At 68.8% G+C, this 23321-nt stretch carries 20 protein-coding genes; 12 read left to right on the top strand and 8 right to left on the bottom strand.

Annotation, left to right across the window (positions count from 1 at the left end; all coding sequences use genetic code 11):
* Positions 1–35 precede the first annotated feature (35 nt).
* The 3 genes from Q8W67_RS03510 (at position 36) to rsmA (ending at position 4826) form a co-directional block, all read left to right on the top strand.
* On the top strand, positions 36–2615 hold the full coding sequence (locus tag Q8W67_RS03510) for an LPS-assembly protein LptD (RefSeq protein WP_305540790.1): 2580 nt from the start codon (positions 36–38) through the stop codon (positions 2613–2615).
* A 185-nt stretch (positions 2616–2800) separates the two neighbouring features.
* The gene (gene pdxA / locus Q8W67_RS03505; protein WP_305540788.1) at positions 2801–3919 is read left to right on the top strand and encodes a 4-hydroxythreonine-4-phosphate dehydrogenase PdxA; all 1119 of its coding nucleotides are present in this window, start codon (positions 2801–2803) and stop codon (positions 3917–3919) included.
* A gap of 10 nt (positions 3920–3929) precedes the next feature.
* The gene (gene rsmA / locus Q8W67_RS03500) at positions 3930–4826 is read left to right on the top strand and encodes a 16S rRNA (adenine(1518)-N(6)/adenine(1519)-N(6))-dimethyltransferase RsmA (protein WP_305540785.1); all 897 of its coding nucleotides are present in this window, start codon (positions 3930–3932) and stop codon (positions 4824–4826) included.
* Between the two features lie 42 nt (positions 4827–4868).
* Here rsmA and Q8W67_RS03495 read toward each other — a convergent pair whose 3' ends face one another.
* From Q8W67_RS03495 to Q8W67_RS03485, 3 genes are all read right to left on the bottom strand, one after another.
* Positions 4869–5831 carry a TIM44-like domain-containing protein gene (locus Q8W67_RS03495; protein ID WP_305540782.1) on the bottom strand — a complete coding sequence of 321 codons (963 nt, stop codon included), beginning with the start codon at positions 5829–5831 and terminating at the stop codon, positions 4869–4871.
* A 124-nt stretch (positions 5832–5955) separates the two neighbouring features.
* Positions 5956–7053: a nitrogen regulation protein NR(II) gene (locus tag Q8W67_RS03490; protein ID WP_305540779.1), complete on the bottom strand. Its 1098-nt coding sequence runs from the start codon at positions 7051–7053 to the stop codon at positions 5956–5958.
* Between the two features lie 114 nt (positions 7054–7167).
* Positions 7168–7800, bottom strand: coding sequence for a helix-turn-helix transcriptional regulator (locus Q8W67_RS03485; protein WP_305540776.1), 633 nt, complete (start codon positions 7798–7800; stop codon positions 7168–7170).
* 308 nt (positions 7801–8108) lie between these two features.
* Between Q8W67_RS03485 and Q8W67_RS03480 the strand changes: the two genes are divergently transcribed.
* The 4 genes from Q8W67_RS03480 to Q8W67_RS03465 all read left to right on the top strand — a co-directional run bounded on the left by Q8W67_RS03480 (position 8109) and on the right by Q8W67_RS03465 (position 12319).
* Positions 8109–8459: a DUF952 domain-containing protein gene (locus Q8W67_RS03480; RefSeq protein WP_305540773.1), complete on the top strand. Its 351-nt coding sequence runs from the start codon at positions 8109–8111 to the stop codon at positions 8457–8459.
* Positions 8456–9532 carry a quinone-dependent dihydroorotate dehydrogenase gene (locus Q8W67_RS03475; protein ID WP_305540770.1) on the top strand — a complete coding sequence of 359 codons (1077 nt, stop codon included), beginning with the start codon at positions 8456–8458 and terminating at the stop codon, positions 9530–9532. The genes Q8W67_RS03480 and Q8W67_RS03475 overlap by 4 nt, the downstream gene beginning before the upstream one ends.
* 158 nt (positions 9533–9690) lie before the next feature.
* Positions 9691–11988, top strand: a complete 2298-nt coding sequence (locus Q8W67_RS03470; protein WP_305540767.1) for an FdhF/YdeP family oxidoreductase — start codon at positions 9691–9693, stop codon at positions 11986–11988.
* Between the two features lie 55 nt (positions 11989–12043).
* A complete protein-coding gene (locus tag Q8W67_RS03465) occupies positions 12044–12319 on the top strand; it encodes a hypothetical protein (RefSeq protein WP_305540764.1) in 276 nt (91 codons plus the stop codon).
* 15 nt (positions 12320–12334) lie between these two features.
* Here the strand turns inward: Q8W67_RS03465 and Q8W67_RS03460 are convergent, their stop codons facing one another.
* Complete coding sequence (locus tag Q8W67_RS03460; protein ID WP_305540761.1) at positions 12335–13228, bottom strand: CoA ester lyase; 894 nt, start codon at positions 13226–13228, stop codon at positions 12335–12337.
* Between the two features lie 216 nt (positions 13229–13444).
* On the opposite strand from Q8W67_RS03460, the gene Q8W67_RS03455 reads away from it, so the two are divergent.
* Positions 13445–13774, top strand: coding sequence for a hypothetical protein (locus Q8W67_RS03455; RefSeq protein WP_305540758.1), 330 nt, complete (start codon positions 13445–13447; stop codon positions 13772–13774).
* 14 nt (positions 13775–13788) lie between these two features.
* Here Q8W67_RS03455 and Q8W67_RS03450 read toward each other — a convergent pair whose 3' ends face one another.
* Together Q8W67_RS03450 and Q8W67_RS03445 are read right to left on the bottom strand one after the other, a co-directional pair.
* Positions 13789–15153 carry an MATE family efflux transporter gene (locus tag Q8W67_RS03450; RefSeq protein WP_305540754.1) on the bottom strand — a complete coding sequence of 455 codons (1365 nt, stop codon included), beginning with the start codon at positions 15151–15153 and terminating at the stop codon, positions 13789–13791.
* Positions 15154–15227: 74 nt separating this feature from the next.
* The gene (locus Q8W67_RS03445) at positions 15228–15572 is read right to left on the bottom strand and encodes a DUF6460 domain-containing protein (protein WP_305541260.1); all 345 of its coding nucleotides are present in this window, start codon (positions 15570–15572) and stop codon (positions 15228–15230) included.
* A gap of 200 nt (positions 15573–15772) precedes the next feature.
* Between Q8W67_RS03445 and Q8W67_RS03440 the strand changes: the two genes are divergently transcribed.
* Genes Q8W67_RS03440 through pdeM form a run of 3 tightly spaced genes read left to right on the top strand, consistent with a single transcriptional unit; the run spans position 15773 to position 20081 of the window.
* Positions 15773–16729: an alpha/beta hydrolase gene (locus Q8W67_RS03440; RefSeq protein WP_305540752.1), complete on the top strand. Its 957-nt coding sequence runs from the start codon at positions 15773–15775 to the stop codon at positions 16727–16729.
* Positions 16726–19326: a ligase-associated DNA damage response DEXH box helicase gene (locus Q8W67_RS03435; protein ID WP_305541257.1), complete on the top strand. Its 2601-nt coding sequence runs from the start codon at positions 16726–16728 to the stop codon at positions 19324–19326. Before Q8W67_RS03440 ends, Q8W67_RS03435 begins: the two co-directional genes overlap by 4 nt.
* 41 nt (positions 19327–19367) lie before the next feature.
* Positions 19368–20081: a ligase-associated DNA damage response endonuclease PdeM gene (gene pdeM, locus Q8W67_RS03430; RefSeq protein WP_305540750.1), complete on the top strand. Its 714-nt coding sequence runs from the start codon at positions 19368–19370 to the stop codon at positions 20079–20081.
* 25 nt (positions 20082–20106) lie between these two features.
* On the opposite strand, the gene Q8W67_RS03425 is transcribed toward pdeM, so the two are convergent.
* Positions 20107–21567: a PAS domain-containing methyl-accepting chemotaxis protein gene (locus tag Q8W67_RS03425; protein ID WP_305541254.1), complete on the bottom strand. Its 1461-nt coding sequence runs from the start codon at positions 21565–21567 to the stop codon at positions 20107–20109.
* Between the two features lie 205 nt (positions 21568–21772).
* Positions 21773–22759: a CorA family divalent cation transporter gene (locus Q8W67_RS03420; protein ID WP_305540747.1), complete on the bottom strand. Its 987-nt coding sequence runs from the start codon at positions 22757–22759 to the stop codon at positions 21773–21775.
* 211 nt (positions 22760–22970) lie between these two features.
* On the opposite strand from Q8W67_RS03420, the gene groES reads away from it, so the two are divergent.
* Entirely contained in the window at positions 22971–23261 is a 291-nt protein-coding gene (gene groES, locus Q8W67_RS03415; protein WP_305540744.1) for a co-chaperone GroES, read from the top strand.
* The last annotated feature ends 60 nt before the right edge of the window (positions 23262–23321 follow it).

Raw genomic sequence — 23321 nt, 5'->3', positions numbered from 1 at the left:
CGTGGCGGGACACGTCACAGGGGTTGGGACACGCGTTGCGTAAGGTCGCCGACATCCTGCGGAAGACAGCCTTCCTGGCTGCGCTGGCCTGTGCCGCGCCGCTGGCGGGAGGCGTCTTGGCGCATGCCCAGGGTCTGCCCGCCGTTAAGGCCGGCAAGCCCGGCGACAAGCTGCTCGTCGAGGCCGATGAGCTGATCTACGACAACGATCACGGCACCGTGACCGCCCGGGGCAATGCCGAGCTGCATTACGGCCCGCGGACGCTTCAGGCCGACCGCGTGCGCTACGATCGGAACAATGGCCGCGTCTTCGCCGAGGGCAACGTCCGCCTCACCGAGGCCGATGGCGGGGTCGTGACCGGCGAGCGCATGGAGCTCACCGACGATTTCAAGACCGGCTTCGTCGACGCCTTCCGGGGCCAGCAGACGGTTCAGCGGCGGTTCGAGACCGTGCGCACGCGGTTCTCCGCGCCGCGGGCTGAGCGCCTGAACGGCGAGCAGACGAGCTTCGATGCCGGCAGTTACACCGCCTGCGAGCCGTGCAAGGATCATCCGGAGACGCCGCCGCTGTGGCAGATCCGCGCGAAGAAGATCATCCACGACAACCAGACCCACACGATCTACTTCGACGACTCGACCCTGGAGATCGCCGGCATTCCCGTGGCGTATCTTCCCTACTTCGAGGCGCCGGACCCCACGGTGAAGCGCAAGACCGGCTTCCTGACGCCGCGCTTCATCTCGACGACCGCCCTCGGCCGGGGCGTGTCGCTCCCGTATTTCGTCGATCTCGCGCCGAACTACGATCTTACGCTGACGCCCACCGTGCTGAGCCGCCAGGGGCTACTCGCCCAGGGCGAGTTCCGCCAGCGGATCGACAACGGCTTCTACGACGTGCGCCTGTCGGGCATCTCGCAGACGACGCCCTCGGCGTTCCTGCCGAGCCCGCTCGGAGCCGGCGAGCGCGACTTCCGTGGCTCCGTGGAGTCGCAAGGCCGGTTCTACATCAATGACCGCTGGCGGACGGGCTGGGACGTCGTCGGCGTGACCGACAAGTGGTTCCTCGACAATTACCGGATCCGCAACCAGAACATCACGACAGACTATTTCCGCGAGGCGACGTCTACTGGCTACCTGGTCGGCCAGGGTGACAGGTCGTGGTTCGAGGCGCGAGGCTACTACTTCAAGGGCCTGTCGAGCTTTGACTGGCAGAAGCAGCAGCCGATCGTCGCGCCGGTGATCGACTACGACAAGCGTGTCAACGGTCCGGCGGAGATCGGCGGCGAGGTCCGGTTCCAGGCCAACATCACCAGCCTGACCCGTGAGACGACGCAGTACCAGGGCCTGCCCCGAACCTCGAGCTACCTGTTTTCGCCGAGCGTCAACGGCGTCAGCTTCCCGCTCTACCAGACCTGCACGGTGTTCCAGCGCGGGACCTGCCTGATCCAGGGACTCGCCGGCACCAACACGCGCGCGTCCGCCGAACTGTCCTGGCGGCGCAGCTTCATCGACGATTTCGGCCAGAAGTTCACGCCGTTCGCCTATCTGCGCACCGACGCCTTCTTCACCAATCCGAGCTTCTCCGGCTACCAGAATGACCTCGCACCCCAGGTCGCCAAAATCGACGACGGTTTCGCCGGCCGGGTGATGCCGGCGGTCGGACTCGATTACCGCTACCCGTTCGTGGCCAATTTCGGTGCGCTGGGCGTCCACACCCTCGAACCGATCGGCCAGATCATCGCGCGCCCCTCCGAGACGCGGATCGGCCGGCTGCCCAACGAGGACGCGCAGAGCCTCGTGTTCGACGACACGTCACTGTTCGAATGGGACAAATTCTCCGGCTACGACCGGGTCGAGGGCGGCGTCCGCACCAACCTCGGCGGTCAGTACTCCATCGTCACGCCGTCCGGGTGGTACGCGAACGTGATGTTCGGCGAGTCCATCCAGCTCGCCGGTGTCAACTCCTTCCGCCGCGGCGACATCGCCAATGTCGGCCTGGATTCCGGGCTGGAATCGCAGCGGTCGGACTTCGTCGGCCGGTTCCAGGTCTCGCCCAACCAGAACATCACCTTCATCAGCCGGGCTCGGTTCGACCACGCGGATTTCCACGTGGCGCGCTTCGAGACCGGTGCGACGGCTCGGTTCGCTCCGTTCCTGCCGCTGACCGTGTCGGCCTTCTACTCGTACTATGAGGCGCAGCCGCTCCTCGGCTACAGCCACTATCGCGAGGGGATCACCGCGACGGCAACCTACAACATCACGCCGAACTGGTTCCTGTCGGGCTCGTTGCTCGTGGACCTCACCCACTATCTGGATGTCCGCAACACCTACACGGATGCGCTGGCGTCCTATTTCACCAACCCGATCGGCATGGTCCCGGTCTACCAGAATCCAGGTCGCTTCTACCTCTCGGGGGCAAGCTTCGGCGGCGGCTATCAGGACGAGTGCACGACTGTTTCGCTCAACTACATCAGCTCGCCGATCGCCACCGCAACGGGGGTGCGCGAGCGCAACCAGACCGTGCTCCTCCGCGTGGAGTTGAAGACGCTGGGCGAAGCCGATCTTCGCCAGAACGTCGGAACCGCCACGACCGCCGACGGCATCGCGTCGGTGCGGTGAATTTTTTGCCCGGGGCGCTCCGCGGTGGCGGCCGGTCATCCCGGTGCCCGCTTGCGGATCCGCGGATTGCCGGACGCCGCGCACTCTCCTCCCCGCGCCAGCGACGCCAGTGGGGCACGTCCCCCAGCGCCAGACGCCTGCGCGCCGAGGATGCGCCCTCGCCGCACCGGCGCTATAGACCACCGATGCCGCCGCTCGCCCTCACCCTCGGAGACCCTGCCGGGATCGGCCCGGAACTGGCGCTGAGCGCCTGGCTCGCGCGTGGCGGTGCCGATCCGCTGCCGCCGTTCTTCCTCGTGGCCGATCCGGACTTCATCGAGCGCTTGGCGAACCGCCTCGGCCACCCCGTGCCGGTGGCCGAGGTCGATCCCGAGACCGCCGCCGAGGTGTTCGCTCGGGCGTTGCCAGTCGTGCCGCTCCCGAGCGGTGCACGCGTCGCCGCCGTGCCCGGCGTCCCGGATTCCGCCAACGCCGGCGCGGTGATCGAGTCGATTACCGCCGCGGTCGGCTTCGTGACGGCCGGGCGCGCTGCCGCCGTGGTCACCAGCCCGATCGCCAAGTTCGTGCTCACCCGGGCCGGCTTCGCCCATCCCGGACATACCGAGTTCCTAGCGGCCCTGTCGGTGCCGCCCGGCCGCACGCCGCCGCGGCCGGTGATGATGATCTGGAGCGAGGGACTCGCGGTCGTTCCGGTGACGATCCACGTGCCGTTGAAGGACGTGCCGAGCCTCCTCACCCAGGACCTGGTCGAGGAGACCGCCCGCATCGTCGCCCGCGACCTGCGGGACCGTTTCGGGCTGCCGGAGCCGCGCCTCGTCCTGGCCGGCCTCAACCCACACGCGGGCGAGGCCGGAACGATCGGCCACGAGGACCGCGACGTGCTCGCGCCCGCGGTTGCCCGCCTGCGCGCCGCCGGCATCGACATCCGCGGCCCCCTGCCGGCCGACACCCTGTTTCACGCTCGCGCCCGGGCGACCTACGACGCCGTCCTGGCGCCGACCCACGATCAGGCGCTGATCCCGATCAAGACCATCGCGTTCGACGAGGGCGTCAACGTCACCCTCGGCCTGCCCTTCATCCGCACCTCGCCGGACCACGGGACCGCCTTCGACATCGCCGGGACGGGCGTCGCACGTGCCGACAGCCTCGTCGCCGCCCTGCGGCTGGCGCAGCGGCTGGCCGCAACCGAGGCCGGGCGCGCCGGTTCGGCGCCCGGGGGGGCCGACATAATCGCGTTCAATTTGTATGCCGGCCGGCCGCGGCCGTCAGGTGCCAAGCACTTCGATCCTGAGGACGAGTTGTGAGGAACGAGCTGTGAGCGATGCAGACGGCCTGCCGCCGCTGCGCGAGGTCGTCGCCCGGCACGGCCTGGAGCCGAAGAAGACTCTTGGCCAGAACTTCCTCTTCGATCTCAACCTCACCGGGCGGATCGCCCGGGCCGCGGGGCCGCTCGACGGCGTCACGGTGGTGGAAGTCGGTCCCGGCCCCGGGGGCCTGACCCGGGCGCTCCTGGCCGAGGGCGCGGCCCGGGTCGTCGCGATCGAGCGTGATCCGCGCGCGCTGCCGGCGCTCGCCGAGATCGCCGCGCATTATCCCGGCCGCCTGGAGGTGATCGACGCCGACGCGCTGGCCTTCGATCCGCGGCCGTTCATCGGCACCGGTCCGGCGCGAATCGTCGCGAACCTGCCGTATAACGTCGGCACGGCGCTGCTCACCGGCTGGCTCGAAGGGGAGGCCTGGCCGCCCTGGTGGGATCAGGCCGTGCTGATGTTCCAGCGCGAGGTCGCCGAGCGCATCGTCGCCGGGCCCGAGCGGCGGGCCGATTACGGTCGGCTCGGTGTGCTGTGCGGCTGGCGCACGCGGGCCGACATCCTGTTCGACGTAAGCCCCTCGGCCTTCGTCCCCCCACCGAAGGTCACGTCGAGCGTGGTCCGGCTGGTGCCGCGCCCGCAGCCGCTGCCCTGTCGGGCCGGGGCGCTCGAAGCCGTGACCCGCGCGGCGTTCGGACAGCGCCGCAAGATGCTGCGCCAGAGCCTGAAGGCGCTCACGCCGGAGGCGGGAGTTCTGCTGGGGGCAGCCGGGATACCGGAGACCGCCAGGGCCGAAGAGGTGCCGGTCGAGGGTTTCGTCACCCTCGCCAATCTTTGGGACACACACAGAAAAGCCGGCGCCGTCGAGACGGCACCGGCCAGATCGAAGCAAGCGGGATAATGTCCCGGCCGGAACTGCCGGGACATCATATTTGGGAATCGATCAGCGGGTCTGCTGGATCGCCGAGAGCACCCAGCCGCGGCCGGGCTGACGCTGGAAGGTCCACAGCTCGACAGCCTCCGAGGCCTCGGTCTGCACGACCCGTCCGCTGGCGCGGTCCGCCATCACGTCCTTGAGGGCGTAACGCATCGCCACGGTGGCGTAGTCGGTGCGGTCCTCGCCCCACGATTCCGACAGGTCGCCCTGCAGCAGCTTCACGTCCGAGATTTTGTTCACCACGCCGCGGGCCGCGTTGTTGCGCAGCTCCTCGTCGAAGTAGCCCGCCATCTCAGGCGTCGTCAGGTTCCCCAGCGTCACACGGTCCTCACGGGAATAGGCGTCCTGGATGTCGCCGAGCAGGCGCTCGAAGGCTTGGTAGTCGGCCGGGCCGATCTGCACCGGCCGCGCTTGCGCGGGCCGCGGCCCACCGAACATGCCGCCTGCCGGCCCCTGGCTGCCCTTCGGGCTTCCCGGACCCTGCACGCCGTCGAGGTTCGAGCGCGCGTAGGGGGCGCCGGCGCCGGCCGGCTCGTTTCGGCGTCGGAAGAAGCGCAGGACCATCATCACGACCAGCACGACGAGGCCGACCTGGAACAGCAGGCCGATCATCGAGGCGAGCCCGCCCAGACCACCGAAGAAGCCGCCGCCGAGCAGCGCTCCGAGCAGGCCGGCGCCGAGAAGGCCCGCGAAGAAGCCACCGCCGAACCGGCGCCCCGTCGCCGCGGGAGCCTGCATCCCGGGATTGGTCATGCCGGGGGACGGCGCGGTCTGGGACCGCTGCATCGTCATGCCGCCGCCCGGGGCGGTCGGCGTGGCGGACGGGGCCGAGAAGGTTCGCGAGCCACGCGAACCGAAGGACCCGCCCCCACCCGGACGGGCTTCGGCGACGGGAGCCGCGACTGTCAGCGCAGCGGCCACCGCCAGAAGGGCGGCCGTGCGCCGGCGGCGCGAGGAAAGGGTGAGCATGTACGCGCCTCTGAGGACGAGAACCGAGTGGCGAAGATCGCCGACGACTATATGGGGACGGCTCAGCACGGGTTTTAGTCCGGCCCGCGCGATGCCCGGATGACGATTTTCGCCGGCTGTGTCGTCAGTGCAGCGTGCGCTCCGGCGCAGCGGGAAACGCCAGCCGGACCTGGGTGCCCTCCCCCGGCCGGCTGTCGAGCGTGATCGTGCCGTTCTGGCGCTTCATCAGCCCGTGCACGATCGCGAGGCCGGCTCCACGGCCAGCCTCCCGGCTGGTCTGGAAGGGCGCGAGGGCGCGGGCGAGCATCTCGGGCGACATGCCCTGGCCGGTATCGCTGACGAGGATGCCGACGGTGCCCTCACCCGGCTGGTGCATGGCGCGGTCGTTGGGATCGACCCGGAAGGTCGAGAGCGTCAGTGTGCCACCGGCCGGCATCGCCTCGCAGGCATTGGCAACCAGATGCCGCAAAGCGAATTCGATCTGCGTCGGGTTGCTGATCGCCCGTTGCATGCCGGGCGTCGTGCGGACCGTGAGATGGATCCCGGCCGGGAGGTCAGGTGCGAGGCGGCCGGCGAGATCGGCCACGATGGCGTCAAGGTCGACGGGCCGCACATCCGGAGCGATGCGCCGGGAATAGGCCAGGAGCTGGCGCGTGAGGATTGCGGCTCGCTCGGTGGCGTCGGCCGAGCGGGTGAGCGCCCGCTGGATGAACGGCTCGGGTCGGTCTCCGAGCCTGCGCTTCAGTCCGTCGATGTAGCCGATCAGGATCTGGAGGAAATTGTTGAACTCGTGCGCCACGCTGTTGGTGAGGAGACCCAGCGCCTCGCGCTGCCGTGAGAGCGCGAGCGCCCCTTCGGCCTCGCGCTGCGCCGTCACGTCCAGGATCTGGCAGACCCGGTCTGCCGCGCCGGGCAGCTTTGCGGTGGTGAGGCATGCCCAGAAGCTGGTCCCATCCGGACGTGCGGCGAGGAATTCCTGCGGCGCGTCGCGGGACAGGTCGGGCGCCGGCGATCCTCGGGCGGCCAGGATTAGGTCGAGGCCGCGTTCCACCAGCGCCCGGGCCGTCTGGCCGGTGAGGCGCTCGAAAGCCGGATTGACGTGCCGGATGCCGCCGCGCGCATCGACGAGAAAGCTCGGCGTGGGTAGCGCGTCGAGCAGTGCGCGGGCCTCGCCCGAGAGCGGCTCCCCATCCGCGCCGTGTTCCGTCCCAGGCTGCGCCATGCTGCGTCCGAGCTGAGCGGGTGCGGGAAGCCCGCGACGTCGTCAGCGATAGCGACGAACGGCGCCATGGCCAAGCCTCGGGCCGCCCGCGTCCGTCGCGTGGGGCGCAGCCGACTATTGGCGCACCCACATCACCCGGGCCATCCAGGCGACCTCGCCAATATTCAGGACGCGGTCCTCGTGCTCCGGGTTGAGTGACGCCAGCTCGATGGTCCGGGCCGTGCGCCGCTTCAACTCCTTGGCAAGCACCTCGCCGCCGTGCAGCCGAACCACGATACGGTCGCCCTTACGCACACTGGCGGTGGGCGAGACGATCAGCACGTCGCCGTCACGGAACAGCGGCTGCATGGAATCACCCTGGATTTCCAGGGCGAAAGCGCGCTCCTCACCGAGATCGGGGAACTCGATCTCCTCCCAGCCGGCACCGCCGGTAGGCATGCCTTCGTCGGTGAACAGCCGCCCCGCGCCCGCCTGCGTCAGCCCGATCAGGGGAACCATGGTGCGGGCTGGGATCTCCCGGGCCTCAATGAGCCTCAGGAACTCGTCGAGGCTGGCGCCGGTCGCAGCCAGAACCTTCGAGACCGATTCGGTCGAGGGCCAGCGCTTGCGACCGTCGGCGCCGATGCGCTTGGACCGGTTGAAGCTCGTCGCGTCGAGGCCGGCGCGGCGCGCAAGCCCGGAGGCGGAGTAGCCGTGGCGCTCCGCCAAGCGATCGATGGCGTTCCAGATCTGCTCGTGAGACAGCATATCGGGCTCGGGGGCTCAACCTGAGCGGGCCAGAACCCCCGTCTCGCCAGCCGGCATCCGGCTGCCTCGGAGGCATTCTCCCCCAGGAATGCGGACCGCATCCGCTGGGGACCCGCGGGAACACTAGACCGTTCACGACCCCGAGCGGGTCTCCCGTTTCGGACGCAGCTCTGTGACGCTCGGCCTAATCGTAGGAAAGTAGAACTACAACCTACAGAATGCAATCGCTCATCGAATCGAACGGGTTTCCGGGTGTTGCCGCCGACCCGCCCCGCCTCTATCGACGCGCCGATCCCCGGAGAGGTTCGATGCCGCTCATCTACAAGATCTGTCCGCGCAGCCTGTGGCGCGAGGCCGAGGAAGCGGGCCGGTTCGCGGGTGCGCCGGTCGACCGTGCGGACGGCTTCATCCACTTCTCGACGGCCGCACAGGCCGCCGAGACGGCCGCCCGCCACTTCTCCGGTCAGCCTGACCTGCTGCTCGTCGCCGTCGAAGCCGATCGTCTCGGGCCGGGCTTGCGCTACGAACCTTCCCGCGGTGGCGACCTGTTCCCCCACCTTTACGGGGAGCTTCCGCTCGCGTCGGTGGTCTCGGTGGACGAATTGCCCCTGGGCAAGGATGGGCGCCACGTCTTCCCGACCGGGATGCGTCCGGCGTGATCGGGTCCGCCTTCCCGCTGGTCCGCCCGCTCCTGCACCGGCTCGACGCCGAGCGCGCGCACGACCTGACGCTGCGTGCCCTCGCCCTCATGCCGGGTGGGCGGGCGCCGGCCGATGATCCGCGCCTCGCCGTCGATCTGTTCGGGCGACACTTCCCCAATCCGGTCGGCCTGGCTGCCGGCTTCGACAAGGGCGCCAGGGTCCCCGACGCGCTGCTCCGCCTCGGCTTCGGCTTCGTGGAGGTCGGCGGCGTGGTGCCGCGACCGCAGCCCGGAAACCCGAGGCCGCGGGTCTTCCGCCTCGCAGCCGACCGAGCGGTGATCAACCGCTTCGGCCTCAACAGCGAGGGGCTCGCGGTGGTGGCGGGACGGCTCCGCGCGCGCGCCGGCCGGCCTGGGATCGTCGGCGTCAACATCGGCGCCAACAAGGAATCGGCCGACCGCCTCGCGGACTATGCGGCCTGCACTGCCGCGCTCGCCCCGCTGGTCGACTTCGTCACGGTCAACGTCTCCTCCCCCAACACGCCAGGCCTGCGAGACCTCCAGGGTGAGGCATTCCTGGACGAGCTGCTCGCCCGGACCGTGGCGGCCCGGGACGCGGCCGGCGCCTCTGCGGCGATCCTCCTGAAGATCGCTCCCGACATGGCGCTGGACGCCCTCGACGCGGTCTGCGCCACGGCGCTGAAGCGCGGTGTCCAGGCGCTGGTCGTCTCGAACACCACCGTGGGGCGGCCCGCGAGCCTCGTCGAGACGGGGCTCGCCCGGGAGACCGGCGGCCTTTCCGGGCGGCCACTCTTCGGGCCGGCGACCCGGATGCTGGCCCAGACCCGCCTGAGGGTCGGGGACAGGCTGCCTCTGGTGGGTGTCGGCGGCGTCGACTCTGCCGAGGCCGCCTGGATCAAGATCCTGGCCGGTGCAAGCTTGGTCCAGCTCTACTCCGCTCTCGTTTATGACGGGCCGGGCTTGGTGGGGCAGATCAAGGCGGGACTGTTGGCGCGGATGGCTACGGCCGGGCTGACCAGTCTCCAGCAAATCGTCGGCCGTAACGCGGCAGATCTCGCCCGCGCCGATTAAGTGTTCGGCAGGCTAGTTTAGAAAGGCTTTGCACAGCCAGGACTTAGCCTGTGTCCCGCGCATGAGGGGCCTGCGCGCGCACGCCATTGTGACGTCTGGGCTGGGCCGCTTATCTCGCGAGTGCGAGATCGCTCGTATCGGCACATCCAGGATCGTTCATGGCCCAGCCTGACGGGGCTTCCAAGCGCTCATCCGCTGCCGGCGGCTGGGGTGCTCTGAAGAGTTGCGGCAAGCACCTGCTCGGCAGCCGTGCGCCGCTGACGGGCGCGCGTGCCCTGCTGAAGGCGAACCAGCCCGATGGGTTCGATTGCCCCGGATGCGCCTGGGGCGACCCGGAGCACGGGTCGTCGTTCGAGTTCTGCGAGAACGGCGTGAAAGCGGTCTCCTGGGAGGCCACCGACAAGCGCACGCCGCCGTCCTTCTTCGCACGCCATACGCTGACCGAGCTCCGGACCTGGAGCGACTATGCCCTCGAGGGCGAGGGCCGCCTCACTCACCCGATGCGCTACGACGCAGCGAGCGACCGCTACCTGCCGGTGAGCTGGGACGAGGCCTTCGCGGAGATCGGCGCGACGCTTCGCGGCCTCGACCACCCGGACGAGGCCGAGTTCTACACCTCGGGCCGCGCCTCCAATGAGGCCGCTTACCTCTACCAGCTGTTCGCCCGGGCCTACGGGACCAACAACTTCCCCGACTGCTCGAACATGTGCCACGAGGCGAGTGGCGTCGCCCTCATCGACGCCATCGGCATCGGCAAGGGCACAGTCCTGCTGGAGGATTTCGAGAAGGCGGACGCGATCTTCTGCATCGGCCAGAATCCCGGCACCAACCATCCGCGGATGCTCGGCGACCTGCGCCGGGCGGCCGAGCGCGGTGCGCAGGTCGTGGTGCTGAACCCGGTTCGCGAGCGCGGTCTGGAGCGCTTCGCCGACCCGCAGAACACCGTTGAGATGCTGCGTGGCGCCAGCCGCCCGATCGCCAGCCACTATCTCCAGCCGCGGGCCGGCGGCGACATGGCCGCTTTCCGGGGTATCGCCAAGATCGTCTTCGCGCGGGATGCCGAGGCCGTCGCGGCGGGGCAGCCGTCGCTCCTCGACCAGGCCTTCCTGGAGCATCACACTGCAGGGCTCGACGCCTACCGGGCGGCGGTCGAGGCGACCGCCTGGGAGGCGATCCTCGACCAGTCGGGTCTCACCTTCGACGAGATCTCCGCGATGGCCGATGTCTATCTCGGGGCGCAGCGTGTCATCGCCACCTGGGCGATGGGCGTGACCCAGCACCGGCATTCCGTGGCGACCATCCGGGAGATCGCCAATCTCCTGTTTCTGCGCGGCCATATCGGACGGCCCGGGGCCGGCCTGTGCCCGGTGCGCGGCCATTCTAACGTCCAGGGCGATCGCACGGTCGGCATCAACGAGCGCCCGTCGGCGTCCTTCCTGGACGTTCTGGAGCAGCATTTCGGCGTCGCCATGCCCCGCCGGCACGGCCACAACGTCCTGGCGGCGATCCGGGCGATGCGGGATGGCACGTCGAAGGCCTTCATCGGGCTCGGCGGCAACTTCCTGCGCGCGACGCCGGACACGCCAGTGGTGGCGCAGGCGCTGGCCTCCTGCCGGCTCACCGTGCACATCGCCACGAAGCTCAACCACGCGCATCTGGTGCCCGGTGCGGTCGGCTACCTGCTGCCCTGCCTCGGCCGCACCGAGATCGACCGGAACGCGGCAGGCAAGACCCAGATCGTGACCGTCGAGGATTCGATGAGCATGGTCCACGGCTCGGGCGGCATCAACAAGCCGGCCTCGAAGGAATTGCGCTCCGAGATCGCGATCATCGCCGGCATGGCGCAGGCGACGTTAGGCTCGTCCGCCATCGACTGGGCCGGATTCGCCGCGGATTACGACCGGATCCGTGAAGCCATTGCCGCCACGGTGCCGGGTTTCTCCGGCTACAACACCCGGGTGCGCAAGCCGCGCGGCTTCATGCTGCGCAACCTCGCCGCCGAGCGGGTGTTCGAGACCGCCACCGGCCGGGCGAACTTCTCGGACGCCGCCCTGCCGGTCGAGACCGAGCACCAAGCGGCCGGTAAGGCGCGCGACACGTTCGTGCTCCAGACCTTCCGCAGCCACGACCAGTACAACACCACGATCTACGGCCTGGACGACCGATACCGCGGCGTCTACGGCGAGCGCCGCGTATTGTTCGCCCATCCGGACGATCTGGCGGAGATCCGCGACCTGATCGGCGAGCGCGTGGACATCGTCGGGCTCCATGCGGACGGCGTCACCCGGCGAGCCGAGGATTTCCGGCTCGTGCCGTTCGACATGCCGCGGGGCGCGCTGGCCGGATACTACCCGGAGCTGAACGTGCTCGTGCCGCTTTCAACCTTCGGTGACAAGAGCGACACACCGACCTCCAAGTCGGTGCTCGTGACCCTGAAGGCGCGCGAGGCGGCGTGAGCGGCACTGTTCACCGCGAGATCGGCGCGCGAGCGGGGCGCGCGGTCCAGATGTCATGGGCCGCGCGTTAGACGAGGCGGCATTTGTCGCCGCCCTCGACCGAACGGCTGCCGCACATCCCGGGTTGTTCCCGCTGGAGGCGGGGCTTCTGGCGGCCCTCGATCTGGGCCTGCCCGGCGACAGCCGCGGCTTCGCACGCACCTTCGGGCTGGAGCACGCCCTCGTGCTCCGCGCGCTCGCCGGCCTGGAGGAGGCAGGCCACGTCGCCGTGACCGCCCGCGACCCGCGTACGCAGCGGATGCGCTATACTGCGGTGGCTCCGGCGACGTAGGCCGCGAGGCTGCCTTCAGAAACCCTTCGCCTTGATCGCCTCGGCCCAGGTCACGGCGCGGCGGTTCACCCCGAGATGCTGCCGCTCGTAGAGCCGGCCCTCGAGCTTGATCGCGCCGCGCTTGGCATATTCCGGACGCTCGAACGCCTCGATCACCAGCTTGGCGCGGCGGACCTCCTCTTCTGTGGGCGCGAAGGAGGAATTGGCCGGTTCCAGCTGCGTCGGGTGGATCAATGTCTTGCCGTCGAAGCCGAGGTCGCGTGCCTGCCGGCACTCCGCGCGGCAACCCTCTGTGTCGGCGATGTCGTTGTAGACGCCGTCGAGGATCGCGAGGCCCTCGGCGCGGGCGGCGGCCAGGGCCATCATCATCCAGGGCAGCATCGGCACGCGGCCCGGCACGATCTTGGCCCAGGTGTCCTTGGCGAGATCGTTGGTCCCCAGCACCAAGCAGGTGAGCCGCTTGCGCGGATCGCGCTTGGCCCGGGCGATCTCCTGGATGTTGAGAATCGAAGCCGGGGTCTCGATCATCGCCCAGACGGCAATTCCTTCGGGGGCGTCGAGGGATTCGAGGCGGTCGGCGATGCTCTCCAGCACGGCCGAGGACGACACCTTCGGCATCAGGATCGCGTCCGGCTTGGCCTCGATCGCCGCGTGGAGATCGGCCTCGCCCCAGGGGGTCTGGGGGGCGTTGACGCGGATCACCAGCTCTCGGCTGCCGTATTCACCGCTCTTGACCGCGGCACAGACCTGCTTGCGGGCGATCTCCTTCTCTTCAGGCCCGACAGCATCCTCGAGATCCAGGATGATGCTGTCCACCGGCAGAGTCTTGGCCTTGTCGAGCGCCCGCTGATTCGAGCCGGGCATGTAGAGCACGCTCCGGCGCAGGCGCAGGTCTGTCGTCGTGGCCATGGGCTTCTCCCTCCTGCGGCCGCAGCGCGGCCTGCCGTCGTTGCGGTGCACCCTAAAGCACGCATGCGCGTACGCCATGTCCCCGATGACGGGATCGGTGAGTCCGCGCGGAATTTGATACCGTCGGCGACCGAGCGGTATCCAGCCGCGCTTTGGTCATGTTCGCACGGCTAAAGGCGAACCGAATCCAGTCCTTGGATCGTAGGATTTGACATCATGCGCAAACTGTTGGCCGTCCTCGCCCTGACCGGCGCGCTCGCCGTGCCCGAGGCGGCCCAGGCGCAGAGCCGGACGACACTGGGTGTCGGCTCCGGTGCCGTGGCCGGCGCGCTGGTGGGCGGACCGATCGGGGCCGTGGCAGGCGCCGTGGTCGGCGGGCTCGTCGGCAACTCGGCTGAGCGCGGACACCGCCACGTCCGGCGGGTCCGGCGCTACGGCAGCGTCCACCGGGCGCCACAGCGGCGGGCGGAGGCCGTGCTGCCGCGGACGACCGGAACAACTGTCGCCCGGACCGCGGCGCCGACGACCTGGAAGGATCCGCGATAAGCCATGCCGGCGCGTCATATCGCCGGCTGAGCGGGCGCCGGCACGGGGTGCCGGAATGTCCGACGCGCCAGCCCCGGATAGGCGATTCCCTGTCCGAGACCGCGGGCGCCCAGGAAAGTTACGAAGGCGAGCCAAAGGCCGGTATTGCCGAGCCCCAGGGCCTGTACGAGGCCAAGGACCGCGCAGTAGGCGGCGAGGGCGAACAGCATCAGATTGCGCATCGCCCGCGTCCAGGTGGCGCCGATATAGATCCCGTCATAGGCAAATGGCGCTGCGGCCGCGAGCGGCGCCAGCGCCGCGAGGAGCAGGTAGGCCCGCGCGGTCTCGCGCACCGGCCCGCTCGTGGTGACGAAGTCGATGAAGCCTCGTCCGCCCGCGAGCGAGAGCAAGCTGACGCCGATCCCGAAGCCCAGGCACCAGCGCACGCTCAAGGAGGAGGCCGTGCGGAACGCCACCGCGTCGCGGGCGCCTACCGCCTGTCCGCACAGGGTCTCGGCCGCCGTGGCGAAGCCGTCGAGGAAGAAGCCCCCGATCAGGAACAGATTCCACAGCACGGAATTGGCCGCCAGCACCACATCGCCCTGGCGGGCGCCCAGCGCCGAGAACAGGACGATCCCCGTGATCAGCGCCAGCGTCCGCAGGATCACGTCGACGTTGACGCTGAGCGTCCGGCGCATCGCAGCGGCGTCGCTCAGGTCGCGCAGGGGCATCCGGAACGGGCGCGAGCCGAGCCGCGCCAGCACGATCAGCCCGATGCCAAGGCCGGCCGCCTCAGCGCATAGGGTCGCGAGCGCCGCCCCCGTCAGGCCCGCATCGAATCCAAGGACAAGAGTGAGAGTCAGCCCGACGTTGATCAGGTTGATCGCCACCTGCAGCAGCAGGCCGAGATCCGACCGCCCGCGCCCCAGGACCGAGCCGAGCACGCCGTAGCTCGCCAGCGCGAAGGGGGCGGAGAAGATGCGGATGTGGAAGTAGGTCGAGAGGCCGGCGATCACCGCGTCGCTCGCTCCACTCACCGCGAAGGCCGCCTTCGCGATCGGCCATTGCAGCAGGATGAGAGCGAGGCCGATCAGGGCACCCGCTGCCAGCGCCCGGGCGAGGATCCGGTCGACCTCCGCATCGTCCCGCGCCCCCACCGCCTGCGCGGTCAGCCCCGCGGTGGCCATGCGCAGGGCGCCGAAGGACCAGAAGATCGCGTCGAAGATCACCGCGCCCAGCGCGACCGCCCCGAGCAGAGCGGCGTCGCCGAGCCGGCCGATCACCGCCGCGCCGACGAAGCCGAGCATCGGTGTGGTGACGTTCGCCAGCGTCATCGGCAGGGCCAGCGCCAGCACGCTGCGGTGCGTCGGGCGGACCGGGGTAGCGCCGGTGTGCGTCATGCCGCCACCCTAGCGACACCGAACGATTCGTGAACCACCACGGCCGGACGATTGGGGTCGCACAGCCGCCCGGTTCAGCGGGAGACGGCGAAGAGCCGCGAGATCAACCAGAGGGGGACGACCACGATCGCCCCCGCGACGATCCAGCCGCCGAAATCGTGCAGTGAGGCGAGACCGACCTCCAGGAGCGCCCGGGCCGAATCGTACAGGTGCCAGAACAGCCGCCCGGGCGTGAGGCCGAGCATCGACATGAAGGCGCCGACCAGAACCGACAGGAATAGCAGGCGCAGGAACACGCCGGCCGGCGAGCCGCCGAGGAAGCGGCGCAGGGTCGAGTGTCGCGGCCGATAGGGGTCCGTCCCGGAGACGTTGTCCGGCGGCGGGGCGCCCTGCCGGCGCCGGTCGTGATCGACGAGCATTGCGTCCTCGTTAAGCATGGGGCATCCGGATCGGCGAGGAACCGGGCGGAAGCGTGGCCGGCGCACCACACCGCGTCGAAACCCGGGTCCGGATCGGGCGTTAGCGGGTTTCACCCACCGAGCCGAGATGGCAAGCGACACCACTCCCGCCAAGATGTCGGGATTGGCCGAGAGACAGTGCCGACGGGACGAAACGCACGATGATCGACCACGCCCTCTTCGACCCGGCGACGATCGATCCCGAGACGCTCAGGCTCAATGCCGAGATCGTCGCGGCGCACGCCGCCCTGCCCGATCCCTGGTCGCTGCCGATCGACGAGGTGCGCGCCCGGCGCCGCGCCGGCACCAAGGCGGCGCCGGCGATGCCCCACAGCGCCAGGGCCGAGTGGCTGACGATCGAGGGACCCGGCGGCCCGCTCAGGCTCCGCGTGATCCGCCCGAAGTCCGGGACGAAACTGCGCGGCGCCTATCTCCACATCCATCGCGGCGGCTGGGTCTGGGGCTCGGCCGACGAGCAGGATCCCTGGCTGGAGCGCATCGCCGATGCCTGCGGCTTCGTCGCGCTGTCGGTGGAGTACCGGCTCGCCCCCGAACACCCCTATCCGGCCGCCCTGCTCGACTGCGAGGCCGCGGCCCTGTGGCTCGCGGGGCCCGGCAAGGCCGAATTCGGGGTCCACGCCCTCACCATCGGCGGCGAATCGGTGGGCGCGCACCTCGCCGTGATGGTGCTGCTGCGGCTGCGCGACCGGCACAACCATCCCCGGGCATTCCGCGGCGCCAACCTCAATGCCGGCTTCTTCGATCTGGGCTTGACCCCCTCGGTGCGGAACTGGGGGCACGAGCGCCTCGTGGTGAACACCCTCGACCTGACCAAATTCGCCGACGGCTACGTGCGCGAGGGGATCGACCGGCGCCGGCCGGACGTGTCGCCGATCTACGCCGAGCTGAAGGGCTTGCCGCCGGCCCTGTTCACAATCGGCACCGCGGACCCGCTCCTCGATGACACGCTGTACATGTCGGCGCGCTGGGCGGCGGCAGGCAATGGCGGTCACACCGCCGTTTATCCCGGCGGCTGCCACATCTTCGCCCGCTACCCGAGTCCGATGAGCGAGCGGGCCCTGGAACTGATCGACCGCTTCCTGATGGCGCTGGCCTGAGCGACGCGCGCGAGATCCTGCCGGAAGCCTTCCGGGCTTGGTTCGCCGGGCGCGGCTGGTCGCCTCGGGCCCACCAGCTAGATCTCCTGCGGATCGTCCGCGCGGGCCGGTCGGCCCTGCTCGTGGCGCCGACCGGCGCAGGCAAGACGCTCGCGGGCTTCCTGCCGAGCCTCGTCGCACTCTCGGAACGCCCGGCGTCCAAATCCGCGCCTCGCCGGCTGCACACCCTCTACGTCTCGCCGCTGAAGGCACTGGCGGTCGATATCGCCCGCAACCTCGACGCGCCCATCGCCGAGATGGAACTGCCGGTGCGCGTGGAGACCCGCACCGGCGACACACCCGCGCACAAGCGCACACGCCAGATCAGCCGGCCGCCCGATATCCTCCTGACCACGCCCGAGCAGCTCGCGCTGCTCATTGCGCATCGCGAGGCCGCCGAGTTCTTCTCGGGGCTGCGCTGCGTGATCCTCGACGAGCTGCATGCCCTCGTCACCTCGAAGCGCGGCGACCTGCTCTCCCTGGCGCTGGCCCGCCTGCACCGCCTCAGCCCGGGCCTCGCGGCGATCGGGTTATCCGCGACTGTGCGCGAGCCGGACGAGCTGCGGAAGTATCTGGTGCCGCAGGTGCAGGCTCTCCCTCACCCCCAAGACCTCCCGCGCGAGCCCGAGACGTGTCGCCCACCCTCCCCCGCCAAGGAGAGAGGGAAAGGGAACGTCGCAGGCTCCCCATCACTGCCCATGGCCATGCTCGTCACCGTGAGCGGAGGCGCAAAGGCGGACCTGCGCATGCTCGACCTCGGCCGGGCGCTCCCACTCTCGGGACACACCGCATGGCACTCAATGCCGGCGATCTACGACCTGATCGGGCAGCACCGCACCACGCTGGTCTTCGTCAATACCCGCCTCCAGGCCGAGTACACCTTCCAGGAGTTGTGGCGGCTCAACGAGGACGCCCTGCCGATCGCGATCCATCACGGCTCCCTGGATGCCCAGCAGCGCCGCCGGGTTGAGGCCGCCATGGCGGCGGGCCAGCTGCGGGCGATCGTCTGCACCGCGACCCTCGACCTCGGTATCGACTGGGGCGACGTCGACCTCGTGGTCAATGTCGGTGCCCCCAAGGGCGCGAGCCGGATCATGCAGCGGATCGGGCGGGCCAACCACCGCATGGACGAGCCCTCGAAGGCCTACCTGGTCCCGGGTAATCGTTTCGAGATGCTGGAGTGCCAGGCCGCCCTCGATGCCGTCGAGGAAGCCGCCCAGGACACCCCCGACGCGCGGCAGGGCGCACTCGACGTGCTCGCCCAGCATGTGCTCGGCATGGCCTGCGCGGATGCCTTCGAACCCCTGGACCTTTACGACGAGATCGTCTCCGCGGCGCCCTATGCCGGCCTGACATGGGAGTCGTTCGAGCAGGTCGTCGACTATGTGGCCACTGGGGGCTACGCCCTGCGCGCATACGAGCGCTTCGCCAAGATCCTGCGCGGACCCGACGGTCTGTGGCGCGTGCGCGATGCCCGCACCGCGCAGGCCTATCGGATGAATGTCGGCACCATCGTGGAGGCGGCACGCGTGCGGGTCCGATTGGCCCGGACGCTGCGGGGCAAGCCCGGTACCGTGCTGCCGAAGGGCGGCCGGGTGCTGGGCGAGATCGAGGATGAGTTCGCCGAGACGCTGACCGTCGGCGACACTTTCCTGTTCGCCGGCGAGACCCTGCGCTTCGAGGGGCTTGCCGAGGACGAAGCCCTGGTAACGCGCGCCCCGCCCGGCACAGACCCGGCGATCCCGTCCTATGCCGGGGCGAAGTTCCCGCTCTCGACGTTTCTGGCCGCGCGGGTCCGGGCGCTGATCGCCGATCCGTTCGAATGGGACCGCCTGCCGAGGCAGATCGGCGAGTACCTGCAACAGCAGCGCCGCCGCTCGATCCTGCCTGGCGAGCGCGACCTGCTGGTCGAGACCTTCCCGAGGGGCAAGCGCTACTACCTCACCGCCTTCCCGTTCGAGGGGCGGCTCGCCCACCAGACGCTCGGCATGCTGCTCACCCGCCGGCTGGAGCGCGACGGCCTGCGCCCGCTCGGCTTCGCGGCCAACGATTACGGCATCGCGATCTGGACCACGCGGGACCTGTCCGAGCGTGCCGCGATCGACGCCGACTTCATCGGCGACCTCTTCGCCGTCGACATGCTCGGCGACGACCTAGAGGCGTGGCTCGATGAATCGGCGATGATGAAGCGCACCTTCCGGCAATGCGCAGTGATCGCCGGGCTGATCGAGCGCCACCATCCGGGCCTGAAGAAGACCGGCCGGCAGGTGACGATCTCCACCGACCTGATCTATGATGTGCTGCGCAAGCACCAGCCCGACCATCTCCTGCTCCGGGCGGCGCGGCAGGATGCGGCAACCGGACTCCTCGACGTGAGGCGCCTCGGCATGATGCTAGAGCGCATCCAGGGGCGAATCATCCATAAGGCTCTCGACCGGGTCTCGCCGCTTTCCGTGTCCGTCATGCTCGAGATCGGGCGCGAGCGGGTCTACGGCGAGGGTGCCGACGAGATCCTGGCCGATGCCGAGGCGGAGCTTCTCCAGGAAGCGCTGTCCTGACCGGCGATCCGCCCTCCCCCGACGAATCCGAGGATGCGATCTTGGCGGCCGGCCTGAGACTCGAGAAGACTCACAAGCACCCGACCCTTCTGCTCGCGGGCGAGACCCTGGTGCTCGACCTCTGCGGCGGCGTTTGGCTGGCGGAGCACCGTACCCTGATCGTGTCCGATCTCCATCTGGAGAAGGGCTCGTCCTTCGCGGCCCGGTCCGGCCAGTTCCTGCCGCCCTACGACACCCGCGAGACGCTGGCCTGTCTGCACGAGGCGGTGGTTCGCCACGATCCTGCCCGGGTGGTCGCCCTCGGGGATTCGTTCCACGACGCCCGCGGGCCGGAGCGGATGGAGCCCGGCGACCGGGCGATGATCGCGGCGCTGCAGGAGGGCCGGGACTGGGTCTGGATCGCCGGGAATCACGATGCGGCGGTCAGCGAGGGGGTCGGCGGTCGCTACGCGGACACGCTGAGCCTCGGCGGCCTCGTCCTCCGGCACGAGCCGAGCCCCGAACCGGTGCCCGGCGAGATTGCCGGCCATCTCCATCCCTGCGGTAAGGTCGCCATGCGGGGTCGAGCGGTCCGCCGCCGGTGCTTCGTCACCGACGGCACCCGTCTCGTGATGCCGGCTTTCGGTGCCTATGCGGGCGGCCTGAACGTTCGCGAGCGGGCGATCGAGGGTCTGTTCCCGAACGGGTTCACGGCCCACCTGCTCGGGGACGGACGGGTCTTCGCCATCGGGCGGGCGCAGCTCACCCGGGACTGATTTCGGGCCTCGACGGATCTTCGGATCAGCCGGTCTTCATGAACCGGGTGACGCTCTCGGCGAGGCCGGTCGAGTGGCCGGCGAGGTTCTCGGCGATGCCGCGAACCGCTTCGGCGAGCTGGCCGGTGGTGTTGGCCGCCATCGAGACGCCGCCGATATTGCCCGACATCTCGTGGGTCGAGACCGCCTGCTCCTCGACGGCACTCGCCATCGCGAGGGTCAGCTTCGAGAGCTCGCCGACGGCCGCGGTGATCATCTCGATCGCCCCGACCGCCTCACCGGTCGCGCTCTGGATCGCCGCGACCTGTTGCGTGATGTCGCCCGTCGCCTTGGCGGTCTGCTCGGCCAGGGCCTTGACCTCGCTGGCGACGACCGCGAAGCCGCGGCCCGCCGCGCCCGCCCGGGCCGCCTCGATCGTCGCGTTCAGCGCCAGGAGGTTGGTCTGGTCGGCGATCGACTTGATCATGCCCACCACCGCGTCGACCTTGCGGGCATTCTCCGCCAGTTGCCGCATCGTGGTGTCCGTCGCCTCGGCCTGGACGGCGATCTGCTGCGCGCGCTCCGATACCCGCCCGACTTGCCCGGAGATTTCCTGGATCGCGCCGTTCATCTGCTCGGAATTCGCCGCCACAGACGCGGCCTTCTGGCGGGCCGAATCCGCCGATTGCGTCAGCCCTTCGGCCGATTGCTGCATCTCCTGGATCGCAGAGCCCACCGCCTCGACGACCCGGTTCACCTCGGACTCCATGTTCACCTGCGCCGTCACCACGGCCCAGGTGAGCATCGGCCCCAGGTAGCGGCCCTTCGAATCGTTCACGGCCGTCACCCGCAGGTTGAGGGTTTCCGGTCCGAGCTTGATCCGGGTGGTGTGCGGCAGGCGGCTCGCGTCCGCCAGCATGCTGCGCTGATGGCGGGGGTTCTTGTGGAAGACGTCGAATGAGGTGCCGAGCATCTGGTCGACCTTGATCGGCAGATACTGCTCGATCGGCCCCAGCGTGTGGCGCGACGTGGCGTTGAGATAGTTGATCCGAAATTCATCCGTCGGGTCGGCCGTCATCACGGCGACCGGCATGTTGTCGATCATCGTCATCAGCCGGTCGATCTCGTTTTTCTTGGCCGAGATGTCGGAGGCGAACTTGACCACCTTCATCGGCCGGCCTTGCGAATCGAAGATCGGATTGTAGGTCGCCTCGAGCCAGACCGGCATCCCCGCCTTGTCGAGGCGGAGAAATTCGCCGGTGACGTACTCGCCTGTCTCCAGGTTCGCCCAGAAAGATTTGTAATCCTCCGTGCTTGCGTATTGGGGATCGACAAAAATGCGATGATGTTTGTTTTTTAAATCGTCGATAGAGTATTTCATCAATGTCAAGAAGTTCTGGTTCGCATGGAGAACGCGGCCATCCAAGGTAAACTCGATGATGGCCAGCGAGCGATCCAGTGCGTCGATCTTGGCCTGAGCTTCATTGAACGAATTTCGCTTGAACATATCCGCGCTCGCATCTCGCTTAACGGCGGATAGCAGGTGCGGTGTTAAGCAAATCCTAACTTGCGCAGCATTTTGCAAGCGGCGCAATGCTTCAATCGCGAAATTGATGAGATATAGATCCAATTTTTATTTGCCAGACAGACTGATTATCGCGATGAATAAAGCCGATTGAAAATCGATAATTCCCCGGTTTTATCGATGAATATCAGAACCAGCCGCGAATCCGAAAATATACGATCGGTGCGAGCGCGCTGAAGAGGATCAGCCCGAGCGCGTATGGGTACCCGTAGGCCCAATCCAGTTCCGGCATGTGTTTGAAGTTCATGCCATACATCGAAGCGATCAGCGTCGGGGGCACGCCCACCACCGAAACGACGGTGAGTACGCGGAAGACGTTATTCTGCTCGATGTTGATGAGTCCGAGGGCGGCGTCCAGCAGGAACTGGACGTTTTCCGCCAGGCGCGTCTCGAACTCGTCGAGGGAATCGATGTCCCGCCGGATCGTCTCGAAGCGTCCATCCTCGGGCAGCCCGAGGCCGTCGCAGGCGGCCGACACGAATGGCACGATCCGCTCCAGGCCGAGCAGGCTCGCGCGGATCTTCCCCAGGACTTTCCCACGATTGCTGATACCGCGCAGGATCCGGCGCAGCGCCAGGTCGCGCCGGCGCGGCGGCGGACTCTCGAGACGGCGCCGATCGGCACCACGCACGTCGAAGTCGAAGATCCGCGTCGAGAGCGAGTCGAGCTCCGACGCCATGTCCTCGAGGGCGTCCGCGAGGCTGTCGACCAGATCCTCCAAGATAACGAGAAAGATCTCGCTCGGTGTCGCGCTGCCGTCGCCGTCAGCGATCCGCTTCTCAGACGCGTCGAAGGCCCGCAGATCGTGGAACCGGATGGTGACGAGATGGTCCTTGGACAGCAGGAACCCCAGCGGCTTCAGCTGAGACGCGGTGCTCTCGAAGGTGATCATCGGGGTCGAGAGCGAGAGCCCGCCCTTCGTCCGCCGCAGGCGGCTCGACGATTCCACCTCCGACAGGGCAGACCGGGACGGCACCCGCAGGCCGGTGGCCGCTTCAACGGCGGCGGCTTCCTCAGGGCTCGGGTCGTTCAAGTCCAGCCAGACGGCATTGCGCGGTATCGGACCGCCAGCGTCCTGCGCCACTGCGCCCTCGGGTCCGTGCAGGCTCAGCATGGGAGGGCGTCTTCCAGAAGGGGAGATCGGGTCGACGCCACGTCATGGTGTCGTCGCGCAGGGGTGCGACAGTCTTGACTTGAAACCAGGCGAGGGCTATCTCGCCAGCGTCATTGGCACTCGACGATACAGAGTGCTAACAGTCGGGTTCAGAAGCGGCCCCGACGGCCGCATCAACGCCAACTGCAGACCTGAAGCAAGAGGGCAGCTCATGAAGTTCCGTCCGCTGCACGACCGCGTGGTCGTCCGTCGCATCGAGAGCGAAGAGAAGACCAAGGGCGGCATCATCATTCCGGATACCGCCAAGGAGAAGCCGCAGGAGGGCGAAGTTATCGCCGTCGGGCCCGGCGCCCGTGACGAATCCGGCCGCATCAACGCGCTGGACGTAAAGGCCGGCGACCGCGTCCTGTTCGGCAAGTGGTCCGGCACCGAGGTCAAGATCGACGGTCAGGACCTCCTGATCATGAAGGAATCCGACATCATGGGCGTTGTCGCCCTCTGATCGGATCACCTGTTCCAGCCCTTTGAGGCCGTCTCGGCCTTGGGGTTCAACGCAATCGAA

Origin of the sequence: Methylobacterium sp. NEAU K, assembly GCF_030700285.1 — a bacterium.
In the GTDB taxonomy this organism is placed as follows: domain Bacteria; phylum Pseudomonadota; class Alphaproteobacteria; order Rhizobiales; family Beijerinckiaceae; genus Methylobacterium.
The sequence above is the reverse complement of the archived record's forward strand: the minus strand, read 5'-3'. Positions and strand labels throughout refer to the sequence as shown.